This window comes from Devosia faecipullorum, from assembly GCF_015158295.1.
GTDB classification, from domain to species: domain Bacteria; phylum Pseudomonadota; class Alphaproteobacteria; order Rhizobiales; family Devosiaceae; genus Devosia; species Devosia faecipullorum.
On the sequence record NZ_JACDXV010000002.1, the window covers coordinates 101,617 to 127,656 of the forward strand.

At 64.0% G+C, this 26,040-nt stretch carries 22 protein-coding genes and 1 tRNA gene; 12 read left to right on the forward strand and 11 right to left on the reverse strand.

What is annotated here, in order from left to right; translation table 11 throughout:
* Positions 1-67 precede the first annotated feature (67 nt).
* Positions 68-571 carry a tellurite resistance TerB family protein gene (locus tag H0482_RS06300; protein WP_193729207.1) on the reverse strand — a complete coding sequence of 168 codons (504 nt, stop codon included), beginning with the start codon at positions 569-571 and terminating at the stop codon, positions 68-70.
* Positions 572-724: 153 nt separating this feature from the next.
* Here H0482_RS06300 and H0482_RS06305 point away from each other — a divergent pair, with 153 nt between their 5' ends.
* From H0482_RS06305 to H0482_RS06315, 3 genes are read left to right on the forward strand one after another with little or no spacing between them, the layout of a single operon-like run.
* Positions 725-1,534 carry an ImuA family protein gene (locus H0482_RS06305; RefSeq protein ID WP_193729208.1) on the forward strand — a complete coding sequence of 270 codons (810 nt, stop codon included), beginning with the start codon at positions 725-727 and terminating at the stop codon, positions 1,532-1,534.
* Positions 1,419-3,077 (forward strand): Y-family DNA polymerase, encoded by a 1,659-nt coding sequence (locus H0482_RS06310; protein ID WP_193729209.1) that lies wholly within the window; start codon positions 1,419-1,421, stop codon positions 3,075-3,077. The genes H0482_RS06305 and H0482_RS06310 overlap by 116 nt, the downstream gene beginning before the upstream one ends.
* Complete coding sequence (locus tag H0482_RS06315) at positions 3,074-6,523, forward strand: error-prone DNA polymerase (protein ID WP_193729210.1); 3,450 nt, start codon at positions 3,074-3,076, stop codon at positions 6,521-6,523. The genes H0482_RS06310 and H0482_RS06315 overlap by 4 nt, the downstream gene beginning before the upstream one ends.
* A 3-nt stretch (positions 6,524-6,526) precedes the next feature.
* Here the strand turns inward: H0482_RS06315 and H0482_RS06320 are convergent, their stop codons facing one another.
* Entirely contained in the window at positions 6,527-6,817 is a 291-nt protein-coding gene (locus H0482_RS06320; RefSeq protein WP_193729211.1) for a 4a-hydroxytetrahydrobiopterin dehydratase, read from the reverse strand.
* 219 nt (positions 6,818-7,036) lie between these two features.
* Between H0482_RS06320 and H0482_RS06325 the strand changes: the two genes are divergently transcribed.
* Complete coding sequence (locus tag H0482_RS06325; protein ID WP_193729212.1) at positions 7,037-9,304, forward strand: putative bifunctional diguanylate cyclase/phosphodiesterase; 2,268 nt, start codon at positions 7,037-7,039, stop codon at positions 9,302-9,304.
* Positions 9,305-9,440: 136 nt separating this feature from the next.
* Entirely contained in the window at positions 9,441-10,196 is a 756-nt protein-coding gene (locus tag H0482_RS06330) for an N-acyl amino acid synthase FeeM domain-containing protein (protein WP_193729213.1), read from the forward strand.
* A gap of 6 nt (positions 10,197-10,202) precedes the next feature.
* On the opposite strand, the gene H0482_RS06335 is transcribed toward H0482_RS06330, so the two are convergent.
* The 5 genes from H0482_RS06335 to hemC form a co-directional block, all read right to left on the reverse strand.
* Positions 10,203-10,278: transfer RNA gene (locus tag H0482_RS06335), tRNA-Thr, on the reverse strand.
* Between the two features lie 36 nt (positions 10,279-10,314).
* A complete protein-coding gene (locus H0482_RS06340; protein ID WP_193729214.1) occupies positions 10,315-11,700 on the reverse strand; it encodes a heme biosynthesis protein HemY in 1,386 nt (461 codons plus the stop codon).
* Positions 11,697-12,902 (reverse strand): COG4223 family protein, encoded by a 1,206-nt coding sequence (locus tag H0482_RS06345; RefSeq protein WP_193729215.1) that lies wholly within the window; start codon positions 12,900-12,902, stop codon positions 11,697-11,699. The genes H0482_RS06340 and H0482_RS06345 overlap by 4 nt, the downstream gene beginning before the upstream one ends.
* A gap of 24 nt (positions 12,903-12,926) precedes the next feature.
* Positions 12,927-13,661, reverse strand: a complete 735-nt coding sequence (locus H0482_RS06350) for a uroporphyrinogen-III synthase (RefSeq protein WP_193729216.1) — start codon at positions 13,659-13,661, stop codon at positions 12,927-12,929.
* A complete protein-coding gene (gene hemC / locus H0482_RS06355) occupies positions 13,658-14,596 on the reverse strand; it encodes a hydroxymethylbilane synthase (protein ID WP_193729217.1) in 939 nt (312 codons plus the stop codon). The genes H0482_RS06350 and hemC overlap by 4 nt, the downstream gene beginning before the upstream one ends.
* A gap of 56 nt (positions 14,597-14,652) precedes the next feature.
* Here hemC and tsaD point away from each other — a divergent pair, with 56 nt between their 5' ends.
* The 4 genes from tsaD to H0482_RS06375 are packed head-to-tail and all read left to right on the forward strand — an operon-like array spanning position 14,653 to position 17,442.
* Entirely contained in the window at positions 14,653-15,732 is a 1,080-nt protein-coding gene (gene tsaD / locus H0482_RS06360; protein WP_193729218.1) for a tRNA (adenosine(37)-N6)-threonylcarbamoyltransferase complex transferase subunit TsaD, read from the forward strand.
* On the forward strand, positions 15,722-16,708 hold the full coding sequence (locus H0482_RS06365) for an NAD(P)H-dependent glycerol-3-phosphate dehydrogenase (RefSeq protein ID WP_193729219.1): 987 nt from the start codon (positions 15,722-15,724) through the stop codon (positions 16,706-16,708). The genes tsaD and H0482_RS06365 overlap by 11 nt, the downstream gene beginning before the upstream one ends.
* 2 nt (positions 16,709-16,710) lie before the next feature.
* Positions 16,711-17,004, forward strand: coding sequence for a YciI family protein (locus H0482_RS06370; protein WP_193729220.1), 294 nt, complete (start codon positions 16,711-16,713; stop codon positions 17,002-17,004).
* A 3-nt stretch (positions 17,005-17,007) separates the two neighbouring features.
* Positions 17,008-17,442, forward strand: coding sequence for an EVE domain-containing protein (locus H0482_RS06375; RefSeq protein ID WP_193729221.1), 435 nt, complete (start codon positions 17,008-17,010; stop codon positions 17,440-17,442).
* A gap of 686 nt (positions 17,443-18,128) precedes the next feature.
* Here the strand turns inward: H0482_RS06375 and H0482_RS06380 are convergent.
* The 4 genes from H0482_RS06380 to dapF form a co-directional block, all read right to left on the reverse strand.
* Positions 18,129-18,737, reverse strand: coding sequence for a septation protein A (locus H0482_RS06380; protein ID WP_193729222.1), 609 nt, complete (start codon positions 18,735-18,737; stop codon positions 18,129-18,131).
* Between the two features lie 94 nt (positions 18,738-18,831).
* Positions 18,832-20,025, reverse strand: coding sequence for a signal recognition particle-docking protein FtsY (gene ftsY, locus H0482_RS06385; RefSeq protein ID WP_193729223.1), 1,194 nt, complete (start codon positions 20,023-20,025; stop codon positions 18,832-18,834).
* 20 nt (positions 20,026-20,045) lie between these two features.
* A complete protein-coding gene (gene mtaB / locus H0482_RS06390; RefSeq protein WP_193729224.1) occupies positions 20,046-21,308 on the reverse strand; it encodes a tRNA (N(6)-L-threonylcarbamoyladenosine(37)-C(2))-methylthiotransferase MtaB in 1,263 nt (420 codons plus the stop codon).
* Positions 21,308-22,156 (reverse strand): diaminopimelate epimerase, encoded by an 849-nt coding sequence (gene dapF, locus H0482_RS06395; protein WP_230989524.1) that lies wholly within the window; start codon positions 22,154-22,156, stop codon positions 21,308-21,310. Before dapF ends, mtaB begins: the two co-directional genes overlap by 1 nt.
* A gap of 221 nt (positions 22,157-22,377) precedes the next feature.
* On the opposite strand from dapF, the gene H0482_RS06400 reads away from it, so the two are divergent.
* From H0482_RS06400 to H0482_RS06410, 3 genes are all read left to right on the forward strand, one after another.
* Positions 22,378-23,337: a hypothetical protein gene (locus H0482_RS06400; RefSeq protein ID WP_193729226.1), complete on the forward strand. Its 960-nt coding sequence runs from the start codon at positions 22,378-22,380 to the stop codon at positions 23,335-23,337.
* 5 nt (positions 23,338-23,342) lie between these two features.
* Positions 23,343-24,530, forward strand: a complete 1,188-nt coding sequence (locus H0482_RS06405; RefSeq protein ID WP_193729227.1) for a GNAT family N-acetyltransferase — start codon at positions 23,343-23,345, stop codon at positions 24,528-24,530.
* 62 nt (positions 24,531-24,592) lie between these two features.
* Complete coding sequence (locus H0482_RS06410) at positions 24,593-26,023, forward strand: methyl-accepting chemotaxis protein (RefSeq protein WP_193729228.1); 1,431 nt, start codon at positions 24,593-24,595, stop codon at positions 26,021-26,023.
* The last annotated feature ends 17 nt before the right edge of the window (positions 26,024-26,040 follow it).

The following is a 26,040-nucleotide window of genomic DNA, read 5'->3' on the forward strand; positions in this document are numbered from 1 at the left end:
TGGCACAGGCGGGCGCAAAAATGCTGGGCATTTGCACCAATTCGAGCCTGATCGGGGCGTTTATTGCCTATTGGTCGCCGGCATTGTCCCCGGCGCGGCCGCGGATCTGATTGCGCAGAATGGTGCGGTCGCGGCTGGAGACGCCGATCAATTCGGCGATGCGCCAGACCATGTTGTCCTCCAGTTCATGATTGGTGCGGTCGGCGAAAACTACTGTCCACATCATGCGGACGATCTCGATGCGGTCGCTCATCTCCAATTGCGTCAAGCCACTGGTAAACTTATAGAAATCCACCGCTTCGGCATCGCGCCTCGCGGCGTCACGGATCAGCTTGTCGACGCTGGATGCGTCGAGATCGTAATGCGCCATCAGCGCGCCGCGAATGGTCTGGCGCTCGCTCTCCTGCATCACCCCGTCAACGGCGGCCAGGTGCACCAGAAGGGCGGCAACGGCCAGTTTGGGATCGGAAAGATCGGCAGGCGTTTCGGGCTTGCCGAACAGGCGGGTCAGGGCTTCAAACAGGATATTCTCCGTGCAGAGGGTGTCGGGCCGGGAACGAGCCTCGGCCATAAACGCCGCTGGCTCAATGGCTTGCCGGAATTTTGATGTGGTCTTGGGGCCAGCTGATGCAGGCGCGCCACACCGGGGATGATGAAATAGGACTCGACTCCATTCGGATTCGGAGTCTAAATGTTCTTGTTTTGTTCAGGTAATGCTCACATCATGCAAGCCCCCAATCGCCAACAGCGCCTTGCCGCGCTGCGGGATGTCATTGCCAATATCGAGCGCAAGCCGGCCCTGTTGCAGGCGCGGGCGCCGCTATTGTCCGGCGCTGACGGGGCCTTTCCGGCCCTGCCCGGCGGGCTGGTGCAGGAAGTGTTCACCGATACAATGCGTGATGGCGGCGCCGGGCTGGCCTTTGCGCTGGGGCAAAGCCGGGCGCTCCTCACCCCGCGACGACCGCTACTGCTGTTCCTGCAATTGACCGAGGACGGGCGCTTTTTCGGCCTGCCCTATGGGCCCGGTCTTGCCCATTTCGGGCTCGATCCGGCGCAGATGGTGCTGGTGCGGCCAAAAGACATGTCGCAATTGCTCTGGGCGGCCGAGGAGGCACTGGGCTGCACGGCGCTGGGGGCAGTCGTCGCCGAAATCGGGGCGATGCCGGCATCGCTGGATTTCACCGCCAGCCGACGCCTCAGCCTGCGGGCCGCCGAAACCGGCACCTCATTGTTCCTGTTGCGCTATGGCAGGGCGCGCGAGGCCAGCGCCGCGCATCTGCGCTGGCATGTCTCGCCCCAGCGCAGCGCCCGCCATCGCCACGATTCCGGCGCTCCCGGCGCGGCGCGCTGGCTTTTGCTGCTCGAACGCGGCGTGGCGCTGCAAAACCAGAGCGAATGGCTCTTGGAATGGAGAGAAAATGGCTTTGCAACTCTTCCGCCCCGGCTTCGCCAATCAGAGTGGCCTGGCGCCGGAGCGGCGCTTCCTCGTCCTCTTCCTGCCTCATTGGCCGACCGATTATCTCAAACGGCGTGATGCAAGCCTTTTGGCGCCGCTGGCGCTTTACGAAAGGATCAAGGGCGGGCTGCGGCTGGCGGCGGTGGATGAGGAGGGCATGAAGCTGGGATTGCGGCAGGGCCAGAACCTGGCCGATGCGCGGGCCCTGGTGCCCAAGCTGATGGTTCTGGAACACGACAGCGCATTGCTGGAAGCCGGTTTCGCCGATTTCGCCGATTGGCATTCCAATATGAGCCCCCTGGTTTCGGTGCTCACCGACGCCGCGCCCTATGGCGATCTGGTGCTCGATATCAGCGGGGTCAGCCATCTTTTCGGCGGCGAGCAGAACATGTTGCGCCTGGCGCTCAGCCGCTTGCAGACCTTGGGCTATAATGTCGCCGGCGCAGTGGCGCCCACGATCGGTGCGGCCTGGGCCCTGAGCCATTTCGCCAGAAGCCAGGTGGTGAATGCGCCAATGCTGGAGACGCGGCTCGATGCCCTGCCCGTTCATGGGCTGCGGCTCGATGAAAAGCAGGTCGCGACGCTGGTGCAGATGGGGCTCGATCGGATCGGCCAATTGCGCACCCGGCCACGCAAGCCATTGCAGGCCCGGTTTGGCGCTTCTCTGCTGCTCCGGCTGGACCAGGCCTATGGCGAGATCGAGGAACGCATGACGCCGCGCCTGCCGGTGGTCGAGCACGCCGTCGAGCACCGTTTCGCCGATCCCATCGCGCTGATGGAGGATGTCTTGGCCATCACGCAGGATCTTGCCGTCAAGCTCTCCTGCCATCTCGAACAGCAGGGGCTGGGTGCGCAGGGCTTTCATCTGTTTCTTTATCGCGTCGATTACAAGGTCATGACGCTTTCGCTCAATGCGTCGCGGCTGACCCGCGATCCGGTCCATATTGCCGCCTTGTTCCGCCAGCGGGCGCACAGGCTGAAAGGGGATTACGATCCCGGTTTCGGTATCGACATGGTGCGGCTGGCGGTCACTTCCACCGACCGGCTCGACGCGGCGCAGGCCAGTGCCCTTGCCGTCCGGAACGGGCTCGAGGATGTCGATCGCCTGCTCGACCGGCTGGGAAGCCGGCTGGGCACGGAGGCGGTGTTGCGCAGCCAGATGGTCGCCAGCCATATTCCCGAACGGGCGGCGCGCCTGGTCCCGGCAATGGCCGGACCAGTGGAACAGATCGCGCTACCGTCGCGCATCAGGCCGATCCGGCTTCTACCTCAACCCGAAGCGGTGATGATCAATGCCGAAGTGCCCGATGGCCTGCCGGCCTCGATGATCTGGCGGCGACAGGCCTATAGGCTGGTCAAGGCGGCAGGGCCGGAACGCATCGGAGCCGAATGGTGGCGCAGCAAGAAACGGCTGCATCTGGTGAAAGCCGAGGCTGCCCAGGGGGATGAAACGAATCCTGCTCCCCATATTCCCGATCTGCCGCTCTTTGATCCCGATGCCGATAGCCGCGATTATTACGTGGTCGAAGATGAGGAAGGCCGCCGTTTCTGGGTGTTCCGGCTTGGTCTTTATGGCGGCGCCGTGCCGCCCGGCTGGTATATGCATGGATTGTTTCCATGAGCGCGGTAGTGCGGCTGGCCCCACCGGAGCACAGGCCGGCGCGGCCGCCTGCGTCGGCACCCGCCTATGCCGAACTGGTCACCACCAGCAATTTTTCCTTCCTGCGCAGCGGCGCCCATCCCGAGGAACTGGTCTTTCAGGCCATGCAGATGGGCTTGACCGCTCTGGGGCTTTGCGACCGCAATTCCTTTGCCGGTGTGGTGCGCGGCTATGTGGCCATGCGGGACAATAAGGAGGACTATCCCGGCTTTCGCTATCTCGTGGGCGTGCGCCTCTGCTTTGCCGACGGCACGCCCGATATCATTGCCTATCCGATCGACCGCGCCGCCTATGGCCGGCTCTGCAAGCTTTTGACCCTGGGCAATAGGCGCGGGGAAAAAGGCAATCCCAAACTGTTTTTCGCGGACCTCGTCGGCTCGGGAGCACAGAGATTGGAGGCTGAACAGGCGCCGGAGGATTATTCCGAGGGCCAATTGTTCATCCTGATGCCCGACGAGAGCGATTGGGGGTTGAGCGAGAAAACCCTCGATCAGCTGAGTCGGCAGGCGCCGGGCCGGGTCTGGGTGGCCGGTACGCCGCGTTTCGATGGCGGAGACCGGGCCCGGCTCAATCGGGTGGATGAGCTGGCGCGCCGGCACGGGGCGCGGATGATCGCCAGCAATGATGTCCATTATCACGTGCCGGACCGGCGCATCCTGCTCGATGTCGTCACCTGTATCCGCGAACATGTGACGCTGGAAGAGGCTGGTTTCCGGCTCAGTACCAATGCCGAGCGGCACCTGAAGCCGGCGGCGGAAATGGCGCGGCTTTTTTCCGGCCATCCCGACGCCATCGCCCAGACGCAGGCGCTGGCGAGACGCATCGTCTTTTCGCTGGACCAACTCAAATATAATTACCCCGAGGAAACCATTGGCAATGGCGAGACGGCGCAGCAGACCTTGGAACGCCTGACCTGGGAAGGCGCTGCCCTGCGGTTTCTCGAAGGCGTGCCCGATGACATTGCCGCCAATATAAGAACAGAACTCGAGCTTATCGATCGAAAGCGCTACGCCGCCTATTTCCTCACCGTGCATGACATCGTGCGCTATGCCCGCGACAAGCGGAAAATCCTCTGCCAGGGACGCGGTTCGGCAGCCAATTCCACGGTCTGCTATTGTCTTGGGATCACGGAAGTCAATCCGCGCGACGCCAATCTGGTCTTTGGCCGCTTCATTTCGACCGAGCGGGACGAGCCGCCCGATATCGACGTCGATTTCGAGCATGAACGACGAGAGGAGGTGATGCAATATATTTACGCCAAATATGGCGGCCAGCGCACCGGACTTACCGCCAATGTCATCTCCTATCGCTCCCGTTCGGCCATTCGCGAGACGGCCAGGGTGTTCGGGGTTTCGGACGATGTCGTAAACGCCTTCAACCAATTGCATTGGGGCTGGGGGTCGGCGCTCAAGCTCAAGGATCTGGAAAGTCTGGGGCTCAATCCCCACGAACCGGTCTTTGCGCAGATATTCGAGGTGGTGAAGGTGTTGCGCAGCTTTCCGCGCCATCTCAGCCAGCATGTCGGAGGATTTGTCATTACCCGCGATTCCCTCGAAAGCCTGGTTCCCATCGGCCGGTCCGGCATGGAGAGCCGGGCCATTATCGAATGGAACAAGGACGATATCGACGCGCTGGGCATTCTCAAGGTGGATGTGCTGGCGCTGGGCATGCTGTCCTGTCTGCGCCGGGCTTTCGAATTGCTGCATATCCATTACCAGCGTGACCTGGTTCTGGCCGACCTCATGGCCGAGGAGAAGGATGAAGATCAGACCAAGAAGGCGCGCGTCTATGCCATGACCCATCGCGCCGACACGATCGGAGTTTTCCAGATCGAAAGCCGGGCGCAGATGACCATGCTGCCCAGGCTGAAGCCCAGGGAATTTTACGACCTTGTCATCGAGGTCGCCATCGTCCGGCCCGGCCCCATTCAGGGGGGAATGGTCCATCCTTATCTCAAGCGCCGTGATGGAATTGAAAAATGGGAGCCCAAGCCGGGCGACAAGCTCGACAAGGTGCTGTCACGCACCAAAGGCATTCCCCTGTTCCAGGAGCAGGCCATGCAGATGGCCATTTTCGGCGCGGGATTCACGCCGGGCGAAGCCGATCAATTGCGCCGGGCCATGGCGGCCTGGCAACGCACCGGCAAGATCGGGATTTTCGAGAAGCGCTTCATCACCGGCATGATCGGCAATGGCTACGATGCCGAATTCGCCCGCCGCTGTTTCGAGCAGATAAGGGGCTTTGCCGAATATGGGTTTCCAGAAAGCCATGCCGCCAGCTTCGCCCTTCTGGTTTATGCGTCCTGCTGGTTCAAATGCCATTATCCCGATGTGTTTGCCTGTGCGCTGCTCAATTCCCAGCCGATGGGATTCTATGCGCCCAGCCAGATCATCCGCGATGTGCGCGAGCATGGTATCGAAGTGCGGGAGGCGGATGTGAACCTTTCCGATCTCCAATGCGTGCTGGAGCCGGGCGGTGACCGCAAAATCAGCGATCATATCTGGCCGCGCCATGCCGAAATGGCCGGCGACATTCTGTCGAACCGGGCCATCAGGCTAGGCCTGTCCTGCATCGAGGGAATGGCTGCGCAGGACATCAATATCATCATTGCGCGGCGCGGCTCCGGCTATAGTTCCATTGGCGATCTCTGGCTGCGCACCGGCGTGCCGATTGCCAGCCTCGACAGGTTGGCGCGCGCCGACGCCTTTGCCTCGCTGGGGCTCAACAGGCGCGAAGCGCTGTGGGCGGTCAAGGGTTTGATAGGAACTCATGGCGCCGAGACCCTGCCGCTCTTTGCCCAATCCGCTCCATTGGCGCCGCCATCCAAAGAAGAGGCGGACCTGCCCGCCATGCAGGCCGGGGAAGAGGTCATCCACGATTATGCGACGCTTTCTCTCTCGCTCAAAGGCCATCCGGTAGAATTCCTGCGCCCCCTGCTGATGGCGCGCGGCACCACAAGAGCGGGCAATCTGGACCAGGTGGCCTCCGATATTGTGGTCGAGGTGGCGGGCCTGGTTCTGGTGCGCCAGCGGCCCGGCACGGCCAGCGGCGTGATCTTTGCCACGCTCGAGGATGAAACCGGAGTGGCCAATATCGTGATCTGGCCCAAAATCTTCGACGCCAATCGCAAGACCATTCTCTCGGCCCGTTTTCTTGCCGTGCGCGGCAAGGTGCAGTCCGAGCGCGAGGTCATTCACATCATCGCCCAGGAAATGGAGGATCTCACCGCCCATTTGCTCGACCTGGCGCATGGCAAGGATGTCGGCAATCGTATTGTGGCGCGCGGCGACGAGGCCCGAAAAAGTCACGAGCGGGAAGGGGGCCGCAGCCGGGAGGCGATGCGCGAGATCGAAATGGCGCGGCGCCAGGCCTATGCAGCACTGCCGGGCGGGCGCAATTTCCACTGAAGCTCAGCCAGAGATATCGGTGATGCCGTGCGCCAGCGCAACGTCTTTTTCGGTCAGGCCACCCGCTTCATGACTGGTCAGGCGAATATGCACCTTGTTGTAGATATTGCACCATTCAGGGTGATGATCGGCTTTCTCGGCGATCAGGGCCACCCTGGTCATGAAGGCGAAGGCGGCGGCAAAATCCGCGAACTTAAATTCCCGCTCAATCGCGTCGCGCTCGGCATCGTAGGACCATCTATCAAGCCGGGCCAAGGCCAGGTCGCGGTCCCGAGATGAAAGTTTTTCGGTCATTGTCGTCCTCCTGATCCGATCCCTAGCGAGGGATCGCAGAACCAACGCGGCGAGCGGGGTAAAGGCTGCCTCGCCTGCTCTGCCCTTTATTAACCGCATGTTCAGCCTGACGATCAAATCGGCTCGGGCCTTGGCCGCGGGCAAGACCTTGTTAAGGGCTTGCGCCCCAAATAGCGTGGTAACAGGGAAGTTTCCGTGCTGAAATCAGCCAGAAAAACCATGCCGGCCCTGGACTATGTGTCCATCATCCGTTCGGTCTATGGCGACCGGCGGCAAATGCTGCTGGGCGCCTTCGCCAGCGCCGCGGTGGCCGCAGTTTCGGCATTCAAGGCCGAGGCGCCGATCCTTTGGTGCATCGCGGCAGCCCTTCTCATCGTCGGTTTTGTCCGGCTTTACAACATGAACGCCTTCTGGCGCACCAGTATCGGCGATGACGACGCCGAGTCCGCGGAGCGCTGGGAGAACCGGGCGCTGGTCGGTGGGGCGCTCGTGGCCTTGACGCATGGCGTCTGGTGCCTTGTCGCCATTCTCGTGGTGCGCGATCCATTTGCCGAGCTGGCCAGTTGCACCCTGACCATCGCCGCGACCGTCGGTCTGGTGGCTCGCAATTTCGGCCTCGACCGGCTGTTGACCATTCAGATCGTCTCGCTCTCGGTGCCGCTCTGGCTCGCCATGGTCTTCCGCGGCGATTTCTACAACCAATTGCTGGCAGCCATGATGGTCCTGCTGCTGTTCAGCTATCGCAAGCATGCGGCCGCGATCCGGTCGCTGCTGCTTTCCGCCGTCCATGGCCGGGTCGAAATTTCTCGTCTGGCCGCCGAATTCGACATAGCGATCACCACGCTCGAACATGGGCTGTGCATGCTGGATGAAAACGGCACGATCACCCTGGCCAATGACCGGGCGGTGGAGATTTTCGCCTCGCAAGGCATCGATGCGCCGACGGGCCGACCTTTCACGCCTGTGCTCGCAGCGATGACGAGTGGTAGCCTGCCGAAAAGCGCGGCCAGCCGGCTACAGGCCATCATCGACAAGCGCGGTTCGGGCAAGGTACAGGTCGGGCTCGGGCCGGACCGCATCTTCGAGGTCACGGTCAGTTCAGGCCAGCAGCGCACCGTTCTGCTGTTCGAGGATATCAGCGAGCGGCTGCGGGCCGAAGAACGCATCAACTTCATCGCGCGTCATGATGTTTTGACCGGATTGCCCAATCGCGGTCATTTCCACACCCTGGCGCTCAAGCAATTGCAGGCGCGCGCCGATGCCGGCGAACCCAGCGTGCTGATGATCGTCGATATCGACGAATTCAAATATGTCAATGACAGCTACGGCCATGTGGTCGGGGACGAAGTGCTGCGCCAGGTGGCCGACCGTCTGCGCGAAGTGCTCCCCAAGGGAACCCTTCTGGCCCGGTTCGGTGGGGACGAATTCATTGCCCTCTGCGCCGGGAACGAGCAGTCCGAAGATCGGGCGGAGCGGATTTTGGCGGCCTTTGCGCCGCCCTTCATGCTCAATAGCGTCGCCCTGCCGGTGCGGGTCAGCATCGGGATCGCCCCGGCCCCAGCCGATCAGAACGATCTTGAAGAGCTGATGACCAAGGCCAATCTGGCGCTTGACTCGGCGAAATCGGAAGGCAAGGGCCGCAGCCGGATGTTCCATGCGCAGATGGACACCGATTATCACAGCCGGCAGAAGCTCAAGACCGAGCTGCGCCATGCCGTTGCGGAAGGGCATTTGAGCCTGGTCTTTCAACCGCTGATCGATGTTTCGACGCGGCGAGTGGTGAGTTGCGAGGCTCTGGTGCGCTGGAGCCATGCCGAGTTTGGGCCGATACCGCCCGCCGTGTTCATTCCGCTTGCCGAAGAAATGGGGCTCATCTCCGAGATCACCGCCTGGGTGGTGGACAATGCGGCGCAGCAATGCAGAAGCTGGGCCAGTCCGGTGGGCGTGGCCGTCAATATTTCGGCCCGCGATTTCCGCGGCACCGATCTGCCCGCTTTGATCGAGCGGGCGCTGGAGAATTCGGGGCTGGCGCCGGAGCGCTTCGAGATCGAAGTCACCGAAACTGCGCTGATCGAGGAGCGCGACCTGGCCGGAAGCGTGTTGCGGACGCTTGCCGATCGGGGCATTGCCATCGCCCTCGATGATTTCGGCACCGGCTATTCTTCGCTTTCCTATCTCAGCGCGCTCCCCTTTACCAAGCTCAAGATCGACCGCTCCTTCGTCTCCGACATTGCCAGCAATGCGCGGGCATTGCGCCTATTGGCCAATGTGGCGCGGCTCGGCCGCGATCTCGATCTGCTGGTGGTGGCCGAGGGCGTGGAAAGCGAAGACCAGCTCAATGCCATGATCGCAGAAACCAGCGTGCAGCAGGTCCAGGGCTATCTTTTCAGCCGTCCGCTGCCGGCAAGGGATATTGCCGAGTTGATCGAGCGCTTTAACGGTCAGGGATGGGTCAGCCGGCCACAGGGAAAGCGTTTCCATGGCTAATTCTATATTAACCATATGATTTAACTTATAATTTAATGCCGCAGGATGCGGTTTTTGTTGTTATCCCGTCATTTTTCCCAATGCGGCGATCGCACGCACAGGGTTAATCTGCGCGCCGGACGACGGGGTGATGTTCATGGGTGCGGCCATATCGAGTGAAATCAGTACCAATTCGCGATTTGCCAGTGCCTTGATCGATCTTCTGGACAAGGTGCGCTATCGGCGGGTCGATTCTGCGAGCGAATTCGATCCAGTCTACCGACTGCGCTACGAGGCCTATCGGCGCGAAAACTTCATTCCGGTCAATTCCCAGCAGGTTACCCGCGACGAATTCGACGGTTTGGACAATTGTCATTGCTTCGGCGTCTATATCGAGGGCGAACTGGCCAGTTCGCTGCGCTTTCATGTGGTCACGCCGCAGAGCCCCCATTCGCCCTGCATGTCGGTCTGGCCTGATGTCTTGCAGCCATTGCTCGACGAGGGCATGAGTTTCATCGATCCGGGCCGCTTTACCGTCGATTTCGATCTGTCGCTGGCCTATCCGGCGCTGCCCTATCTGACGCTGCGGCTTGCGGCCATGGCATGCGAATATTTTCCGGTACGCTATTGCATGTCCGCGGTCCGGCCGGAGCATACGGCGTTCTACAAGCGGATTTTTGGCGCGCGGCCCCTGGGCGAGCAGCGCAGCTATGCCAAGCTGGCCTTTCCCATGCAGCTCTATAGTGCCGATGTGCCCGACATCAGGGACCGCGTTGCCGACCGCTATCCGTTCTTCATGTCACTACCGGAGGAGCGCGCTGCCCTTTTCGGAGCGCTTCATCCCGATCTCATCGCCATAAAGCCTTCGGCGCGGCAGGCGCAGCGGCTGGAATTGATGGAACGGCTCGGCTGAGAAAAGTGGTGCCGCTTAGGTGACTCGAACACCTGACCCCATCATTACGAATGATGTGCTCTACCAACTGAGCTAAAGCGGCGCCGGCTGGGTTTTGGTCCAGCGGATGGCGGGTCTTTTACTGGGCGTTTTCGGCGGATGCAAGGGGCAAGGGCGATGATGGCTCGGCCAGCGCCGGGAGGCTATCCTGCGCGGAAGGGGGCAGAGGCACCGGGCGGGCATTATTGGCTAGCGGAACCTTCCATTCAAAGGCATCGAGCCTGCCGGTGAGGGGGGAGACCGGCTCCCATTCGTCGCTGACGATATTGTCCGCGGTCCAGGCCGGGTCGCGCGGCGCATGCACGGCTCGGGCCAGCCATTCGCGGGCCTTGCCCTGATCGCCGCTCTGGCCTTCCTCGATCTCGGCCATGAGGGTGGCGACGCCCTGAGTGGCGTCTGACCCCGCAAAGGGCAAAAGGGCATCGTGGGCCAGGGGCCAGTCATAGGCGTCGATGGCGGCGCGGGCCAGCGCCATGGCGGCGGCACGGTGCGGAGCGGGCAATTCGACGATCTCGCGGATGCGCTTCAGCCGTTCCAGGGCCGAGGCGCCGGGCTGGGAATGGGCATAAAGTGCGGCGATGTCGGGATGGCCAGTGGCGCGCCACACCCGGCGCAGCAGGCTCTGGGCTTTTCGGGTCTCCCCGCGATTGATGTAGATGCGGGCCGCGATCAGGGCCGAGGGCACGAAATCGGGCAATAGCTTGAGCGCGGTGAGCGCATGGTCGAGCGCCGCATTGGGCTGGCCAATTTCGGTGTCGCGGGCGCGCGCGGTTTCGATAATGGCCTGGCGGCGGCGCTTGCGCGCCTTGTCTTCGCGCGAGGTGACGGTTTCGGCATTGACGATGGCCACGGCCTCCGCCCATTGGCCGCGCCGGGCCAGGTCGCCGAAGACCGCCTCCGCCGCCCAGGCGGTGCCCGGCGCCAGAGCCAGGGTCTTGCGGGCAAAGGTGAGGGCCGCATCAGGCCGATTTTGGGTTCGTGCCTGATCGTAGAGTCCGGTCAGCGCCGCGACGGCGGTTTTCTCGCTGGCGATCAGGGCGCGGTAATGTTCGCGCGCGGCGGGCATATCGCCCAACGCCAGGTCGGCGCGCGCTTCGAGCAACTTGGCCGCATCGCTGTCGGGCAGGCGGGCCTGGGCCTCGCGCGCCATGATCCGCGCCCGGGCCGGGTCGCCCGATTGCAGGGCGATAAAGGCATCGGACAATGCTTCCACGCCCTGTTCGCGCCTTTTGACGGCGCGGCGGCGCGCCATGGTTTTCGGGGCATCGATGAGCCGGCGCAGTACTGCCCAGATGGCGATGATCAAGGCGGCGGTGAGCAGCAGAACGACGACGGCCGTGCCCAGACGCGGTTGCAGGCGCTGGCCGGCAAGTTCCAGCGTCAGCGTGCCCGGCAAAGCGATGACCCAGGCGGCGAGGGCCGCAATGGCGAGGCTGGCGATGATCCAGGAGGCGAGCCGAATCATAGGCTGCCCTCCGGCCCGAGCGCGGCTCGGCGCAGATCGAGGAGGAACAATTCGGCATCGGCCAGAAGTGCAATATCGGCAGCGATTGCACCAGCAGCGTCACGCATCGATGCGGGCAGGGCCGTCAATGTGTTGTGGGCGGCGCTGAAATCCCGTCTGGCAATGGCCGCTTCCAGCCGCGCTACCAAAGCTTCGGGGCTGTCGCCCTCGATGTCTTCCGTCGGGCGGATGGCGATCACGCCGCGCAGCCAGTCCATGGCGCCATCCTGCCAGCTGGCGGCACTATCGGCGGGACGACCGGCCAGAATATCGGGAATGGCGGCATTGAGACGGCGCGCTACATCGTCGGGGCGCGGCAGGCCCTTGTCGGCGCTGGCGACGATTGCCTGCGGCACGGGCGCTTCATGCCAGATCGTGCGCAAGGCGGTCAGCTCGGTTTGGTAGGCGCGACCGGCGGCAAAGGCCTGGTCGAGCCCGGTGAGAATGAGTGGCAGGCGGGCCGGCGCATCGTCCGTAGCCTGTTCGGCTGCGCTGGCGAGGGCGGCAATCCGGCTTTCGGCGTCGGACAATCTCGCTGTCGCCTCGCTGCTCGTTTGCCGCAATTGGCTTATCTGCGCTTCGAGTGCGGCCAGCGCTTCGGCATTGTCCGCTTGTGCGGCGGTGTCCGTAGTCTCGGTCGGGCGCGCCGCCAGCATGTCGAGCCGGGCGGAGAGTGCGGTGACCTCGTCGGCAAGGTTGGAATCGGTATTTCCCGAGGGGATGGCGGCGAGCTCGGCTTCGATGGCCGTGAGGCGCGTCGTCAGCGACGAAAGCGTGTTTTCCACACTGCCCGAGCGCGATTGCAGCTCAGGAATGGCGGTGGCGAACTGGGCGAGGCGAGGATCGGCAGGCGGCGGGCTTTGCGACACACTCGGCCAGAGACCGAACCAGGCAAGACCATAGGCCGCGCCCAGCCCGAGCGCGCCCCCGACGAGGCCAGCGAGCCAGGGTGCGCCGGTCCCGCTGGTGGGTTCGGGGCTGTTTGGTTTGGTATTCGGCGATGGTTTGGGCGCTTCCGGCCGGCTGGGCGCCGGTTTTTCGGCTGGCTTGTCGCCGGCGGCAGTGCGCGCCGTGCCTTCCAGCACCGGGGGCCGCACCGGGCCGGTCTTGTCCGGGCTTTTGGGATCGGTGGACGGCGTCTGCTTGCCGGGATTGTCAGCCATGGGCCTTCCTCTCTTCTCTACCGATCATGATCCAGTTTGCTCGCGGGCAAAAGCCAGGGCCAGCGCCATCATCGCCTCTTCGCTGGGATGGTCGGCCAGAAGAATGCGGCTGAAATGGTTTTCGATCAGGGGCGAGGCGACATTTTCCGACAGGCAGAGCATGGGCAGGCTGCGCCTGGCGCTGTCGGGGAGCAGCGGCGCCGCGAGACGGACGAAGATTTCGGCGGTGCGGCGGGAATAAACGAGGACACCTCCGAAACCCCTATCGGCAAGGACTTGCGCAATATCCGGCGCAATCGCGGTTTCCGCGACCATTTCATAGACCGGGCTGGTCACCACCATCAGCCCGTGGGGGGCCAGAGCCTGGGCGAGATCGCCGCTCAAATGCTTGCCGCTGGGATAAAAGACCGGCCCGGACAGCCGGGCCAATGCAATCATGGTCACCAGCGAATCGAGTGTACCATCGGCTGCCTCGACCGAGGAAAACCCCATCGATCGTGCCTCATGGGCGGTCCGGTGGCCCACGGCGAAGACCGGAATGGAGAGGAAAGCTGTCAGTGCCTCAAGATCGGCAAGAGCGCGCAGGGCATTGGTGCTGGTAATGGCGAGCGCCGCGAAACCCTCGGCCTGCGGCAGGTTGGCGGGCAGGGTCTGCCGGCTCATCAGGGGGGCGACGCCCGACGCGATCCCCAGTGCGGCGAGGCGCTCGGCGCTGGCCTGCGCATCGGGCTCGGGCCGGGTCACCAATATCGGCATCATGAGAGGAACCTCGTCTGCCAATCTGGGCCGGCCTGGGCCAGCAGATCCTTGCCCACCTGTTGGCCGATTGCCTCAGGGTCAGTGCCGCTGGCTTCGGCGCGGAAGGTGGTCTGGCCGTCAAGACTGAGAATTTCGCCCTTGAGCGTCAGCATATTGCCCGCGATGGCGCTCAAGGCGCCTACCGGGGTGCGGCAGGAGCCGTCGAGCACCGCCAGCATGGTGCGCTCGGCGCTGATGGCGGCATGGGTCGGGGCATGGTCGAGCGGCGCAACGATGGCGGCGAAATGCTCGTCTCCCTGGCGCGTGGCAATGCCGATGGCACCCTGGGCGGGGGCCGGCATGAAGGCATCGGCATCCAGAATGGCGGTGGCGCGGGCCGCCTCGCCCAGCCGGTTGAGCCCGGCCATGGCCAGAAGCGTCGCGTCGGCCACGCCGTCCAGCAGCTTTTGCAGCCGGGTATGGACATTCCCGCGAAAGGGCACGATGCGCAGGTCCGGCCGCAGACGTCGGGCCTGGGCGGCGCGGCGGATGGAGGAGGTGCCGAAACGGGCGCCATCGGGCAGATTGTCGATATTGTTGACGCTGACCGAAATGAAGGCGTCGCGGATATCCTCGCGTTCGAGAAAGGCAGAGAGCACCATGCCCGGCGGCAGGCCAGTGGCGACGTCCTTGCTCGAATGCACCCCGATATCGATCTGGCCGGCGAGCAGGGCTTCATCGATCTCCTTGGTAAAGACCCCCTTGCCGCCAATATCGGAGAGGGTAGTGTTTTCGGCCTGGCTGCGGTCGCCGCCGGTGGAGATCACCGTGATGGCAATATCTTCCTCGGCCACGCCATGGGCTGCTGAAAGCAGCCTGCGCACCAGCCGGGCCTGGGCCAGAGCGAGCGGGCTGCCGCGTGTTCCGATCCGGGCGAAGGGGGTTGGCGATTGCATATCCGGGCGGTCCTAGTGTAGGCGATAGGCTCCCTTGTGGGAGTAACCAATTCGACATGACCGGGCAAGCGCCAGCCATCATTCTGGGCATCGAGACCAGCTGCGACGAAACCGCCGCCGCCATTGTCACACGCGATGAATCCGGCCGGGGCCGCATTCGTTCCAATGTGGTGCGCAGCCAGATCGATGAACATGCGGCATTTGGCGGCGTGGTGCCGGAACTGGCGGCACGAGCCCATGTCGAATGGCTCGATCATATCATCGCCCAGGCTATGGACGAAGCGGGGATCTGCCTCGACGATATCGACGCGGTGGCGGCAACGGCCGGTCCGGGACTGATCGGGGGTGTGCTGGTGGGGCTGACCACGGCCAAGGCGCTGACCGCTTCGCTCGGCAAGACCCTCATTGCGGTCAATCACCTGGAAGGCCATGCGCTGACGGCGCGGCTGACCGATGGGGTCGAGTTCCCCTATCTGATGCTGCTGGTTTCGGGCGGGCACAGCCAATTCGTGCTGGTGCGGGGGGTCGGCCATTACGAGCGCTGGGGCGGCACGATCGACGATGCGCTGGGCGAGGCCTTCGACAAGGTGGCCAAGCTGCTCTCGCTGGGCCATCCCGGCGGGCCGGCGGTCGAACAGGCGGCCAAGGTGGGGGACGCGCGCCGGTTCAAGTTTCCGCGACCGCTCTTGCGGGAGGCGCGGCTGGATTTTTCCTTCTCCGGGCTCAAGACCGCAGTGCGGCTCCAGGCCGAGGCCATAGCGCCGCTCACCGACAAGGATGTCGCCGATATTGCCGCCAGCTTCCAGGCGGCGGTGACCGAGATCGTCGCCACGCGGTCGCGGCAGGCATTGGAACGGTTCAGGACGGACTTGCCCGAGGCCATGCCGCAATTGGTGGTGGCGGGGGGCGTTGCGGCCAATCGCAAAATTGCGGCGGCGCTGGCGGAGGTGGCGGAGGAGATGGGGGCAAAGCTGGTCGTGCCGCCCATTGCGCTCTGCACCGATAATGGCGCCATGGTCGCCTGGGCCGGCGCCGAGCGGCTGGCGCTGGGCGCGGCGGATGGATTCGAGGTGGTGGCGCGGCCGCGCTGGCCGCTCGACAGTCCTGATATGAAGGTGGGCGGCGATGCGGCTTGAGACGGTTTCGGTCATTGGCGGCGGCGCCTGGGGCACGGCCTTGGCGCAGGCCGCTGCCATGGCGGGGCGGGATGTGACCCTGGTGGTGCGCAGCGCCGAGCGGGCCGAAGCGATCAACATGAGCCGGGTCAATGCCTCGGCTCTGCCCGGGCAGAGGCTGGTTGACGGGGTGACGGCGGTAGCCAGTTTTAGTGGCGCCGATATCATCATTCTGGCGGTGCCGGCGCAGGCGACGCGGGGATTGCTGGCCGGCATCGATCCGGCCCTTTTGGCCGGCCGGCCGGTGGCGCTCTCGGCCAAGGGGCTGGAGACCGGCACCTTGGCGCGGCAGAGTGAAATCCTCCTCGACATGGCGCCAGACGCGCTGCCCTACGTGCTCTCGGGGCCGAGCTTTGCGGGGGACGTGGCGGCAGGACGGCCGACGGCGGTGACTTTGGCCGGGGACGATGCCAGCGACACGTCCGATCTGGCGGCGGCGTTGGCCGGCCCCTCCTTCCGGCCCTATGCCGCCGATGACCGGATCGGGGTCGAGATCGCCGGGGCACTCAAGAATGTCTATGCGCTGGCCTGCGGCGCAGTCGAAGGGGCTAGCCTGGGGGCTTCAGCCCGGGCGGCGCTGATCGCGCGAGGCTATGCCGAGATGGCGCGCATGGTGACGGCCATGGGCGGTTCGGCCCATACGCTGACCGGACTGGCCGGGCTCGGCGACCTGACGCTGACCTGCACTTCGGTGCAATCGCGCAATTATCAGTTCGGCATGGCGCTGGGCGCCGGGCAACAGACCGAAGCAATCCTGGCCTCCGGGGCCAAACTGGCCGAAGGGGTCGCCACCGCGCCGGTCGCGGCCGCGCTGGCCAGAAGCCTTGATGTCGAAGCGCCGCTGATCGATGCCGTCAGCGATGTGGTCGCCGGTCGGGCCGATATTGCAACAATCGTGGCGGGACTGATGTCCCGCCCGCTCAAGAGGGAACATTAGAAATGCTCTATGCCATGATCGCCAAGGATGCCCCCGGCGCGCAGCAATTGCGGACCGATACGCGGCCGGTGCATCTGGATCACCTGAAATCGCTGGGCCAGAAGCTGGTCTTTGCCGGCGCGCTGCTCGACGCCGATGACCGGCCGGAGGGCTCGATCGTGGTGTTCGAGGCCGAGAGCCTTGCGGAAGCCGAACAGCTGGCCGCCGCCGATCCCTTCGTGCCCGCCGGGGTTTTTGCCAGCTATGAGGTCAAGCGCTGGCGTCTGGCCATCAACAATTCCGGCGCGGAGCTCTAGACCATGGCCTATTGGCTGATGAAGTCCGAGCCCGACGTGTTTTCATTCGACGACCTCGTGGCCAAGACCGAAAAGGGCGAGGCAGAAGAATGGCATGGCGTGCGCAATTATGCGGCGCGCAACAATATGCGGGCCATGGCCATCGGCGATGAGGCCTTCTTCTACCATTCCAATATCGGCAAGGAGATCGTCGGCATCATGAAAATCGTGGTGCCGGCCCATCCCGACAGCACCGCCGAGCTCAATGCCAAGGGCGAAGTGGTCTGGGAATGCGTCGATGTGCAATCGGTCAGGCCGTTCCCGCGCCCGGTGAGCCTAGCCGAGATCAAGGCGGTGCCGGAACTGGCCGATCTCGAACTGGTCAAGCTGTCGCGGCTCTCGGTCTCCAAAGTGTCGGAGGCCGAATGGCAGCGGCTCTGCGCCATGGGCGGGCTCTGAGACACGGACAGGCGAAAATGCCGGACGGCGAGGCGCCTCCGGGTTTGCTGTGGATAGAGTTCGCCATTCGAGCTTGGCGCTCATGGCCTTCTCGGCAATAACCTTCCACCGGAAGGATTTTGCGTGCCGCCGCCTCGAAGCTGCGGCGTGGGGCGAAATTCGCCTCGGTGCCGGTGGTCCGGCAAAGGTATAGGTTGAGGAAAACCTCGCCCCACGCACCGGCGGCTCGTTCGACGCGCTGGGTCCGGCGGAATTACGTCCGCTCCGATCCATGAGGGACTGCTTCGTCTTCGCCCTGCTGGCGACGTGGCAGCTGCCGATCCGGTGCAGCCGGAAGGGCCCGACATGGTTCCCCGGGGAGAGTACCGGGGGTCCGTCCATTCGCGCGAACGGAAGAAAGGCGACCCCTTCTCCATCCGGTCCCCCACACCGATTGTTCGTCGCGACCGCGCAGCCTGTGCAGGAGTGCGGACAATGTGCCTGAGGTTTCGGGGGAGGGGGATAGAGGGGATAAGTCTTGGTTCAGTTCACGCAAGCCCGAGGGTGACGAGCGAGGGTGAGAGTGTTTGTGAGCCCGCTGGGACTCGGTGTCTTTTTGAAGCTGCGGAACGCCCATTCTCGTTCTCTCCCCTCAGGGGGAGGGAGGCGCAGGAGCCGATGAATGGGCACCATCTTGATCCTGCAGATCAAGGGGCGATGGGCGGGGTTTCGGCTTCGGGGGCGTATTTATTGAGCAGCGGCAATTGGGTCAAAGAGAAGATCACGGTCAGCGGCATGATGCCCCAGACCTTGAAGGCGACCCAGAAATCGGTGGTGAAATTGCGCCATACCACTTCGTTGAGCACCGCCAGCACGACGAAGAACAGGCCCCAATTGAGGGTTAGCTTCCACCAGCCCTCGGGCCGCAATTTATAGACGTCGCCGAAGACATATTTGAGCAGCGATTGCCCGAAGACCAGTCCGCCCAGCAGCACCGAGGCGAACATCACATTGGTGATGGTGGGCTTCATCTTGATGAAGGTGTCGTCCTGCAGCCATAGCGTCAGCCCGCCAAAGACCAGGACCACCACGCCGGTGACCAGCGGCATGACCGCTACCTTTTTGAGGATCAGCCAGCTCAGCGCCAGCGAGACGGCCATGGCCGCCATGAACCAGGCGGTGGCGACGAAAATGTCGGCGCGGCCATTCATGATGAAGAAGATGACCAGCGGCCCCAATTCCAGCGCCAGCTTGATGATCTGGGGGCGCAATTCGTCCCAATTGACGTCCGGTTCGGCAGCTTTGTCGGTCATCATCTATTCCGTGGATTTGCCTGCCAATGTGATGGCAGGGGCCCCGCTATGCAAGCGATAGGGAGCAAGAATGGTGTTTTTGGGACGGTGCGCCAGTCTAGGGGTGCGCCCCGCCGGTGATCGCCCGGGCGAAATCGCTGGCCGCGAAGGGCTCGAGGTCTTCCACCCCTTCGCCGACGCCGATGAAATGCACCGGCAGGCCGAACCTTGAGGCAATGGCCACGAGAATGCCGCCCCTGGCCGTGCCGTCGAGCTTGGTCATGACCAGGCCGGTGACCCCGGCGCGCTGGCCGAAAATCTCCACCTGCTTGAGCGCGTTCTGGCCGGTGGTGGCATCGAGCGTGAGCAGGGTCGCATGCGGCGCGCTCGGATCGACTTTCTTGATGACGCGGATGACCTTTTCCAGCTCGCCCATCAATTCCTCGCGGTTCTGCAGGCGGCCGGCCGTATCGATGATGAGGATGTCGCGGTTCTCTGCCGTCGCCTGGGTGACAGCGTCGAAGGCCAGGCCCGAGGCATCGGCGCCGGCGGGGCGGGCAATGACCGGCGCGCCGGTGCGCTGGCCCCAGACCTGCAGCTGTTCGATGGCGGCGGCGCGGAACGTGTCGCCGGCAGCCAGCATGATCGAGCGGCCTTCGCGGCTGAATTTTTGCGCCAACTTGCCGATCGTGGTGGTCTTGCCCGAGCCATTGACCCCGATCATCAGGATGACGAAGGGCTTTTTGGCGCTGTCGATCACCAGCGGACGCGCCACCGGGTCCAGCACTTTTTCCACCTCGGCGGCGAGGACGGCGCGTACATCGGCGTCCGAAATCTCCTTGTCGAAGCGGTCGCGGCGCAGCGTCTCGGTGATGGCGCTTGCCGTGTCCACGCCCAGATCGGCCTGGATCAGGACATCCTCGAGCTCGTCCAGCGTTGCCGCGTCGAGCTTGCGCTTGGTAAAGACCGAGGTGATCGAAGTGCCGAGCGTGTCCGAAGAGCGGCGCAGGCCGGTGGCGAGGCGGGCGAACCAGCCCTGCGGCTTGGCCGGTTCGCCGACGGCAGCAGGCGGGGTGATGAACTGGTCTTCGATCCGCTCGATATAATCAGGCGTGGTCTCCGGCGGGCCGGGCGGGGGTGGATGATCGGCTGGGACCGGAGCCGGGGGCGGTTCGGGCGCAAAAGGCGCCGGCCCGGGCATCGGCGGGGCCGGGCTATCGGGTATTTTCTGTGGCGTTTCGGTCGGCGCCGGCAAAGGCGCGCCCTGGGTGCCGAAGAGGCGCTGGAAAAATCCGGGTTTCTTGTCGCTCATGGCAATCCCTGAAAACAATATTAGGCGGCGGCGCGCACGATGTGCCCAATAAGGCCATCGCCATCCATGGCGGTGATCTGCATCTCGACCAGCTCGCCCGGCTCGGCATCGGCAACGCGCACCGGGATGAAATGTTCGGTGCGGCCCCGCCCGCCGCGTTCGACCAGAACTCGTTCGATAGCGCCAAGCCGTGTCCCACACAAAGCGGCAAATTGTTTCTCGCCGGCCTCACGCAGCAATTGCGCCCGCTCGCGGGCCTGTTTCCGGGGCACTTGCGGCATGCGGGCGGCGGGGGTGCCGGGACGGGGCGAATAGGGAAAGGCGTGAATATATGTGAGACCGGCTTCGGCGATGAAGCGCAGCGAATTGTCGAACATGGCATCGGTCTCGGTGGGGAATCCGGCAATGATGTCGGCGCCGAACACAATGTCGGGGCGGCGGGCGCGCAGCTTGTCCACCACGGCAAGGGCCTCGTCGCGCAAATGGCGGCGCTTCATGCGCTTGAGAATCAGATCGTCGCCCGATTGCAGCGACAGATGCAGGTGCGGCATCAGCCTGGGGTCGCCCAGGGCGTCGTAAAGCGCGGGATCGGCCTCGATGGAATCGATGGAGGAGAGGCGCAGGCGCGGCAGATCGGGCACGTGCCGGAGAATGGCCTGCACCAATTGCCCGAGGCTCGGGCGGCCAGGCAGGTCGGGGCCATAGGAGGTGATGTCGACCCCGGTCAGCACGATCTCGGCATAGCCGCGGGCGACCAATTGGCGGATCTGATTGACCACCAGCCCCATGGGCACCGAGCGCGAGGGGCCGCGGCCCAAGGGAATGATGCAGAAGGTGCAGCGATGATCGCAGCCATTCTGCACCTGCACGAATGCGCGGGTATGGCCATCCATGCCCTCGATGAGATGGGCGGCGGTTTCGCGCACATTGGCGATGTCGTTGACCTGCACCTTGTCGTTGAGCGGGAGGCCCAGGACCATGGGCGCGTAGCTCTCGGCCTTGAGCTTGTCCTGATTGCCGATGACGAGATCGACCTCGTCCATGTCGCCGAAGGCGCGCGCCTCGGTCTGGGCGGCGCAGCCGGTGACGATGATGCGGGCATCGGGGTGCTCGCGCCGGGCCTTGCGCACGGCCTGGCGCGCCTGGCGCACGGCTTCGGCGGTGACGGCGCAGCTATTGATGATGACGGCATTGTCGAGCCCGGCCTTTTCGGCCTCCGCCTTGATCACCGCGCTTTCAAAGGCATTGAGGCGGCAGCCGAAAGTGAGGGTCTCGACCCCCATCACGCCGCCTCGCTGCGCGTCCAGGCGCCGCTGGCCGGGTCGAAGCGGCCACGCCATTCGAACTCGGCCGGGCCGGATAGGGTCACATGGTCATTGTCGAGCCATTCGACCACGAGGTCGCCGCCGGGCAGGGTGATTGTCGCCTTGCGGCCGGTGCGGCGGGTGCGCGCGGCGTTGACCAGAGCGGCGCAGGCGGCGGTGCCGCAGGCCTGGGTGAGGCCGGCGCCGCGCTCCCAGGTGCGCAGGATGATGCGGTCGGGTGCGATCACATTGGCGATGGAAATATTGCAGCGCTCGGGAAAGAGCGGGTGGTTTTCCAGAAGCGGGCCGAAGCGGTCGAGCGCATAGGACCACACATCGTCCTTGACCCAGAACGTGGCATGGGGATTGCCCATGGACGCGACCGAGGGGGAATGCAGGACCGGGGCGTCGATCGGGCCGATCTGCAATTCGATGGCACGGGTATCGGCGAATTCCTCATTGAGCGGAATGTCGTACCAGGCGAATTTGGGCGTGCCCATATCGACAGTGATCAGCCCGTCCTCGGCCTCCTGGCCGAAGAGAATGCCGGCAATGGTCTCGAAGGTGAAACGCTGCCGACCCTGTTCGGCGCTGAGCGTCTGGACCACGCAGCGCATGCCATTGCCGCAGGCCTGGGCGCGGGTGCCGTCGGAATTGATGATCTCAATATAATTGGCGGTGCCGGGGGTGCGCGGATCATGGATGGCCATGATCTGGTCGAACCGGGTTTCGGGGCGCGCATTGATGGCGATGGCCGCCTCGGCGCTCACCCGGGCGGCGGAACCGCGCAGATCGGCAACGATGATCTGGTTGCCCAGCCCGTTCATCTTCAAAAAGGGGACGTCGCTCAATGGGGTCTTCCCGGATGGGCCTGCATTCAGGTTGCTGTGCCATTCTATATGGCGGATGTGACCCCGAATTGCCAGCGGCAGACCTTGGGGAGCAAGGATGATCTTAACCAGAAAGCCAGCTTTCAGGTGCGGCAAAGCCGGGTTGGACTAGAATTGGCGCTGGAGCAATGTCGTCCGCGCACCCCTGGAGCCCGATCATGAACATGAATCTCGTCACCGACCAGATCATCAGCGATTGGCGTCCGTACTACCCCAAGCTCTGGGGCAATCAGGCGCTGCGGCTCAGCCATAACCTCGCCCATTCGGACCTGTTCAGCGACGCAGCTTTGGCCGCTTTGATCGACCGCACGCCGCGCGAGGCCTATCACGTCAATTACTCGCAGAAAACCCCCGGCAATCCGCCCAAGAGGCGCGAGGGCGAGATCAAGGATATTTCCGGCGCCGAAGTGCTGGACGTGGTGCGCAAGGGCAATATCTGGGTGAACCTGACCGCGCCGGCCAAGACCGATCCGGCCTATGGCGATCTGCTCGAGCGCCTTTATGCCGAGTTCGAGGAGCGGGTGCCGGGCTTCAGGAGCTATAAGCAGAACCTCACCATTCTCATCTCCTCACCCAATGTGTCGGTGAAATACCATTCCGACGTGCCGGGGCAGAGCCTGTGGCAGGTGCGCGGCACCAAAAAGGTCTATGTCTATCCCGCCCAGGCCCCGTTCATTTCCCAGCCGGCGCTGGAAAAGCTGATCCTGGGGCAATTGCGCGAAACCGACATGCCGTTCGAGCCCTGGTTCGACGATTTCGCGCAGGTCTATGATCTGGAAGCGGGGCAGATGCTGCATTGGCCGCTCAATGGACCGCATCGCGTGGTCAATCACGGCATGCTCAATGTCAGCTTCACCACCGAGCACTGGACCGACGAATTGCGCAAGCATTATGCGGTCAATTACGCCAATGGCGTCTTGCGCGGCAAAATGGGGATCAACAAGCTCAGCCAGCAGGTGACGGGCCCCTCCTATCTGACCAAGCTCGGCCTTGCCGGGGCGGTGAAATTCTCCCCGCTCAATCCGCAGAAGAAAAAGGTCTACACGGTCGATTTCCGGGTCGATCCAAATGCGCCCGAAGGCGTGCGCGATATCGACGCCCACGTCTTCGAGAAATAGCGCCGATGGGCGTCCTGGCCATGCCGGCGCCGAGAAGCGCTGCCCGGCCGGCAGCGCCGGCCATGGCGCTTGCGGCGCGGGTGGTGCGGGATCGGGCAGACCTCGAGGCCCTGGCCCAGGGCTGGCAGGCGCTGGAATGCAGGAGCGCCGACGCCACCCCGTTCCAGAGCCTGGGCTGGGTGCGGGCGATCTTTGATTTCGAGGCGGCGCGCAACAATAGCAGGTTCGATCCGGTGATCGCCGTGCTGGAGGATGAGCGGGGCCTGCTGGCGGTGTTGCCGCTGGAGCGCATCCGCACCCCGATGCGGCGGGTGCTGGCGCCGCTGGGCGATGGCTTCGGCCAATATGCGGGCCTATTGCTCGATCCGGCAGTCGAGCCGGCGCCGGCAATGCAGCGCCTCCTGGCGGCAGCCATCGAGGCGGCGCCCTGCGATGGAGTGAGCCTGCTCAAGGTGCGCGACGGCTCGCCGCTGGCGCGGGGACTGCCGGATAAAAGGATCGAAACCGGAACCACGGCCGGGGCGCCTTATGTGGCGCTGGATGAATTTGCCGATTTCGGCAGCTATTTCGCCACCATTCGCACCAAGACGCGCAAGAATATGCGCAATGCCCGCAATAGGCTGGAACGCGATGGTCCGCTGGAGCACCATGTCGTGCCGCCAGCGGATATGCGCGCCATGATCGAAAGCACCCTTGCCAGCCGCGCCTCGCGGCTGCGGGAGCAGGGGCTGACCTCCCGCGCTTTCCGCGACCGCCTGTTTCCCCAATTCTGCGCCGGCCTGGCCAGCCGCGACGATGTCGGGCTCATGGGATTTTCCCTCATGCACAATGGCCAGCCGATTGCCGAGCAATGGGGCTTCGTGCAGGACGGGCGCTATTATGCCTATGTGGCGGCGCGCGACTTTTCCAATTCCGAGGAAAGTCCGGGAAAGCTGCATCTGGCCGAAATCCTGCGGGCCGGCGCCGAACAGGGCCTGTCGGGATGCGATCTGGGCGTGCCGGCCATGCCCTATAAATTGACCTTTGCCACCAGGGTCGTGACGGTGCGCGATATCGCCCTGCCGGTCACGCTCAAAGGCTGGCTCGTCGTCCAGACCTGGGACGCCGCCATGCGGCCGGCGCTCAAGGCCCTGATGCTGCGCCTGCCCGCCGGCCTGCGGGCGCGGATCATGGACTGGGCGGGAGCGTTTTGAGTTAATCTTTTCTTACAATCTGTTTCCGTATTGTCGCGAACGCTGACAGTATGGAGGGGAACATGCCAGCCAGCGCCGTTTCGCGCCTCGAGGACGCCGACGAGACTGTCCGCCTGTCCGCCATAGGTGACCGGGCCGGGCTGCTGGGCGTGGAAATCGCCGATGTGGCGGGCCTCGTCTCCGATCTTTCAGCCATCAGCCAGCAGCAGGGATTGCAAGCCGACGCCGCTCGCAGCGCCGCGAGCGAACTCAATGCCACCACGGCGCAATTGAGCCGCACCATGGCGGTGACGCGCGAGGCGGCGGCCGAAGCCCGGCAGATTCTCGACCAGAGCGCGGCAACGCTGTCGGACGTGGTGACGCGCAGTTCGGGCACGATGGTGGCGCTTTCCGAGGGGGCCATGGCGTTCCAGACCTCGCTGGAAGGGGTGGCGGAAAATGTCGCCGGGGTGCAACGCGCCAGCGCAGCCATCGCCCAGATCGCCAGGGAAACCAAATTGCTGGCCCTCAATGCCTCGGTGGAGGCGGCGCGGGCCGGGGAGGCCGGGCGCGGCTTTGCCATCATCGCCAATGCGGTCAAAAGCCTTGCCGACCAGATCCAGGGATTTTCCGGTCAGACCGTGGCCCATCTCAGCGATCTGGGGGAAGCGCTGGGACATTTGCAGCAACAGGCCAGGAGCAATGGCGAGGCCGCGCAGCAGGCGATAAAGGATTCGGAGGCCGCGGGAGAGGCCAGCGCCACGCTGGAGGAATTGGTGGATTCGGTGGGACGGCTGGTGGTCGATATTGACGACATGGCCCAGCCCGTCGAGCAATCCATCGAAGGCTTCGAGACCATGCAGGGCGAATTGGCGGCTCTGGCCGATGGGGTCAGCGCCTGCCGGACGCATCTGGAAAAGGCCGAACAGCGCACGCAGACCATTCTCGGCATTTCCGAGGATTTCATGCTGTTCTTGGTTCAGGCCGGGGTGGAGACGGCCGACGCGCCCTTCATCGATCTGGTGCGCGCCCGGGCCGACGATATTTCGGAATTGTTCAGCGCCGCCGTGGCGCGTGGCGACATTTCCATGGGAGAATTGTTCGACGAAGCCTATCGCGATATTGCCGGCAGCAATCCCAAACAGATGCTGACCCGTTATACCGCCTTTACCGACAGGGTGCTGCCCGCATTGCAGGAGCCAGTGCTGGGTTTCGACCGGCGCATCGCCTTCTGCGCGGCGGTGGACCGCAATGGCTATCTGCCGACCCATAACCAGATCTATTCCCAGAAACAGGGCGCCGATCCGGTCTGGAACGCTGCCAATTGCCGCAATCGCCGCATCTTCAACGACCGCACCGGGCTGTCGGCCGGGCGGTCCACCAAACCCTTCCTGCTCCAGACCTATCGGCGCGACATGGGCGGGGGGCAATTCGCGCTGATGAAGGATTGTTCGGCCCCGATCATGGTCAATGGCCGCCATTGGGGCGGGCTGCGGCTGGCCTATAAGGTTTAGGCGCGCCGCCCGACCCC

Coding starts and splice junctions, on each gene's coding strand:
- ftsY (WP_193729223.1), bottom strand. CDS start 20,025: ATGAGCGACAAGAAACCCGGATTTTTCCAGCGCCTCTTCGGCACCCAG.
- H0482_RS06410 (WP_193729228.1), top strand. CDS start 24,593: ATGCCAGCCAGCGCCGTTTCGCGCCTCGAGGACGCCGACGAGACTGTC.
- H0482_RS06300 (WP_193729207.1), bottom strand. CDS start 571: ATGGCCGAGGCTCGTTCCCGGCCCGACACCCTCTGCACGGAGAATATC.
- H0482_RS06380 (WP_193729222.1), bottom strand. CDS start 18,737: ATGATGACCGACAAAGCTGCCGAACCGGACGTCAATTGGGACGAATTG.
- H0482_RS06330 (WP_193729213.1), top strand. CDS start 9,441: ATGGGTGCGGCCATATCGAGTGAAATCAGTACCAATTCGCGATTTGCC.
- H0482_RS06400 (WP_193729226.1), top strand. CDS start 22,378: ATGAACATGAATCTCGTCACCGACCAGATCATCAGCGATTGGCGTCCG.
- dapF (WP_230989524.1), bottom strand. CDS start 22,156: ATGAACGGGCTGGGCAACCAGATCATCGTTGCCGATCTGCGCGGTTCC.
- H0482_RS06340 (WP_193729214.1), bottom strand. CDS start 11,700: ATGATTCGGCTCGCCTCCTGGATCATCGCCAGCCTCGCCATTGCGGCC.
- H0482_RS06315 (WP_193729210.1), top strand. CDS start 3,074: ATGAGCGCGGTAGTGCGGCTGGCCCCACCGGAGCACAGGCCGGCGCGG.
- H0482_RS06310 (WP_193729209.1), top strand. CDS start 1,419: ATGGCTTTGCAACTCTTCCGCCCCGGCTTCGCCAATCAGAGTGGCCTG.
- H0482_RS06405 (WP_193729227.1), top strand. CDS start 23,343: ATGGGCGTCCTGGCCATGCCGGCGCCGAGAAGCGCTGCCCGGCCGGCA.
- H0482_RS06370 (WP_193729220.1), top strand. CDS start 16,711: ATGCTCTATGCCATGATCGCCAAGGATGCCCCCGGCGCGCAGCAATTG.
- H0482_RS06320 (WP_193729211.1), bottom strand. CDS start 6,817: ATGACCGAAAAACTTTCATCTCGGGACCGCGACCTGGCCTTGGCCCGG.
- mtaB (WP_193729224.1), bottom strand. CDS start 21,308: ATGGGGGTCGAGACCCTCACTTTCGGCTGCCGCCTCAATGCCTTTGAA.
- hemC (WP_193729217.1), bottom strand. CDS start 14,596: ATGCAATCGCCAACCCCCTTCGCCCGGATCGGAACACGCGGCAGCCCG.
- H0482_RS06350 (WP_193729216.1), bottom strand. CDS start 13,661: ATGATGCCGATATTGGTGACCCGGCCCGAGCCCGATGCGCAGGCCAGC.
- H0482_RS06345 (WP_193729215.1), bottom strand. CDS start 12,902: ATGGCTGACAATCCCGGCAAGCAGACGCCGTCCACCGATCCCAAAAGC.
- H0482_RS06305 (WP_193729208.1), top strand. CDS start 725: ATGCAAGCCCCCAATCGCCAACAGCGCCTTGCCGCGCTGCGGGATGTC.
- H0482_RS06375 (WP_193729221.1), top strand. CDS start 17,008: ATGGCCTATTGGCTGATGAAGTCCGAGCCCGACGTGTTTTCATTCGAC.
- H0482_RS06365 (WP_193729219.1), top strand. CDS start 15,722: ATGCGGCTTGAGACGGTTTCGGTCATTGGCGGCGGCGCCTGGGGCACG.
- H0482_RS06325 (WP_193729212.1), top strand. CDS start 7,037: ATGCCGGCCCTGGACTATGTGTCCATCATCCGTTCGGTCTATGGCGAC.
- tsaD (WP_193729218.1), top strand. CDS start 14,653: ATGACCGGGCAAGCGCCAGCCATCATTCTGGGCATCGAGACCAGCTGC.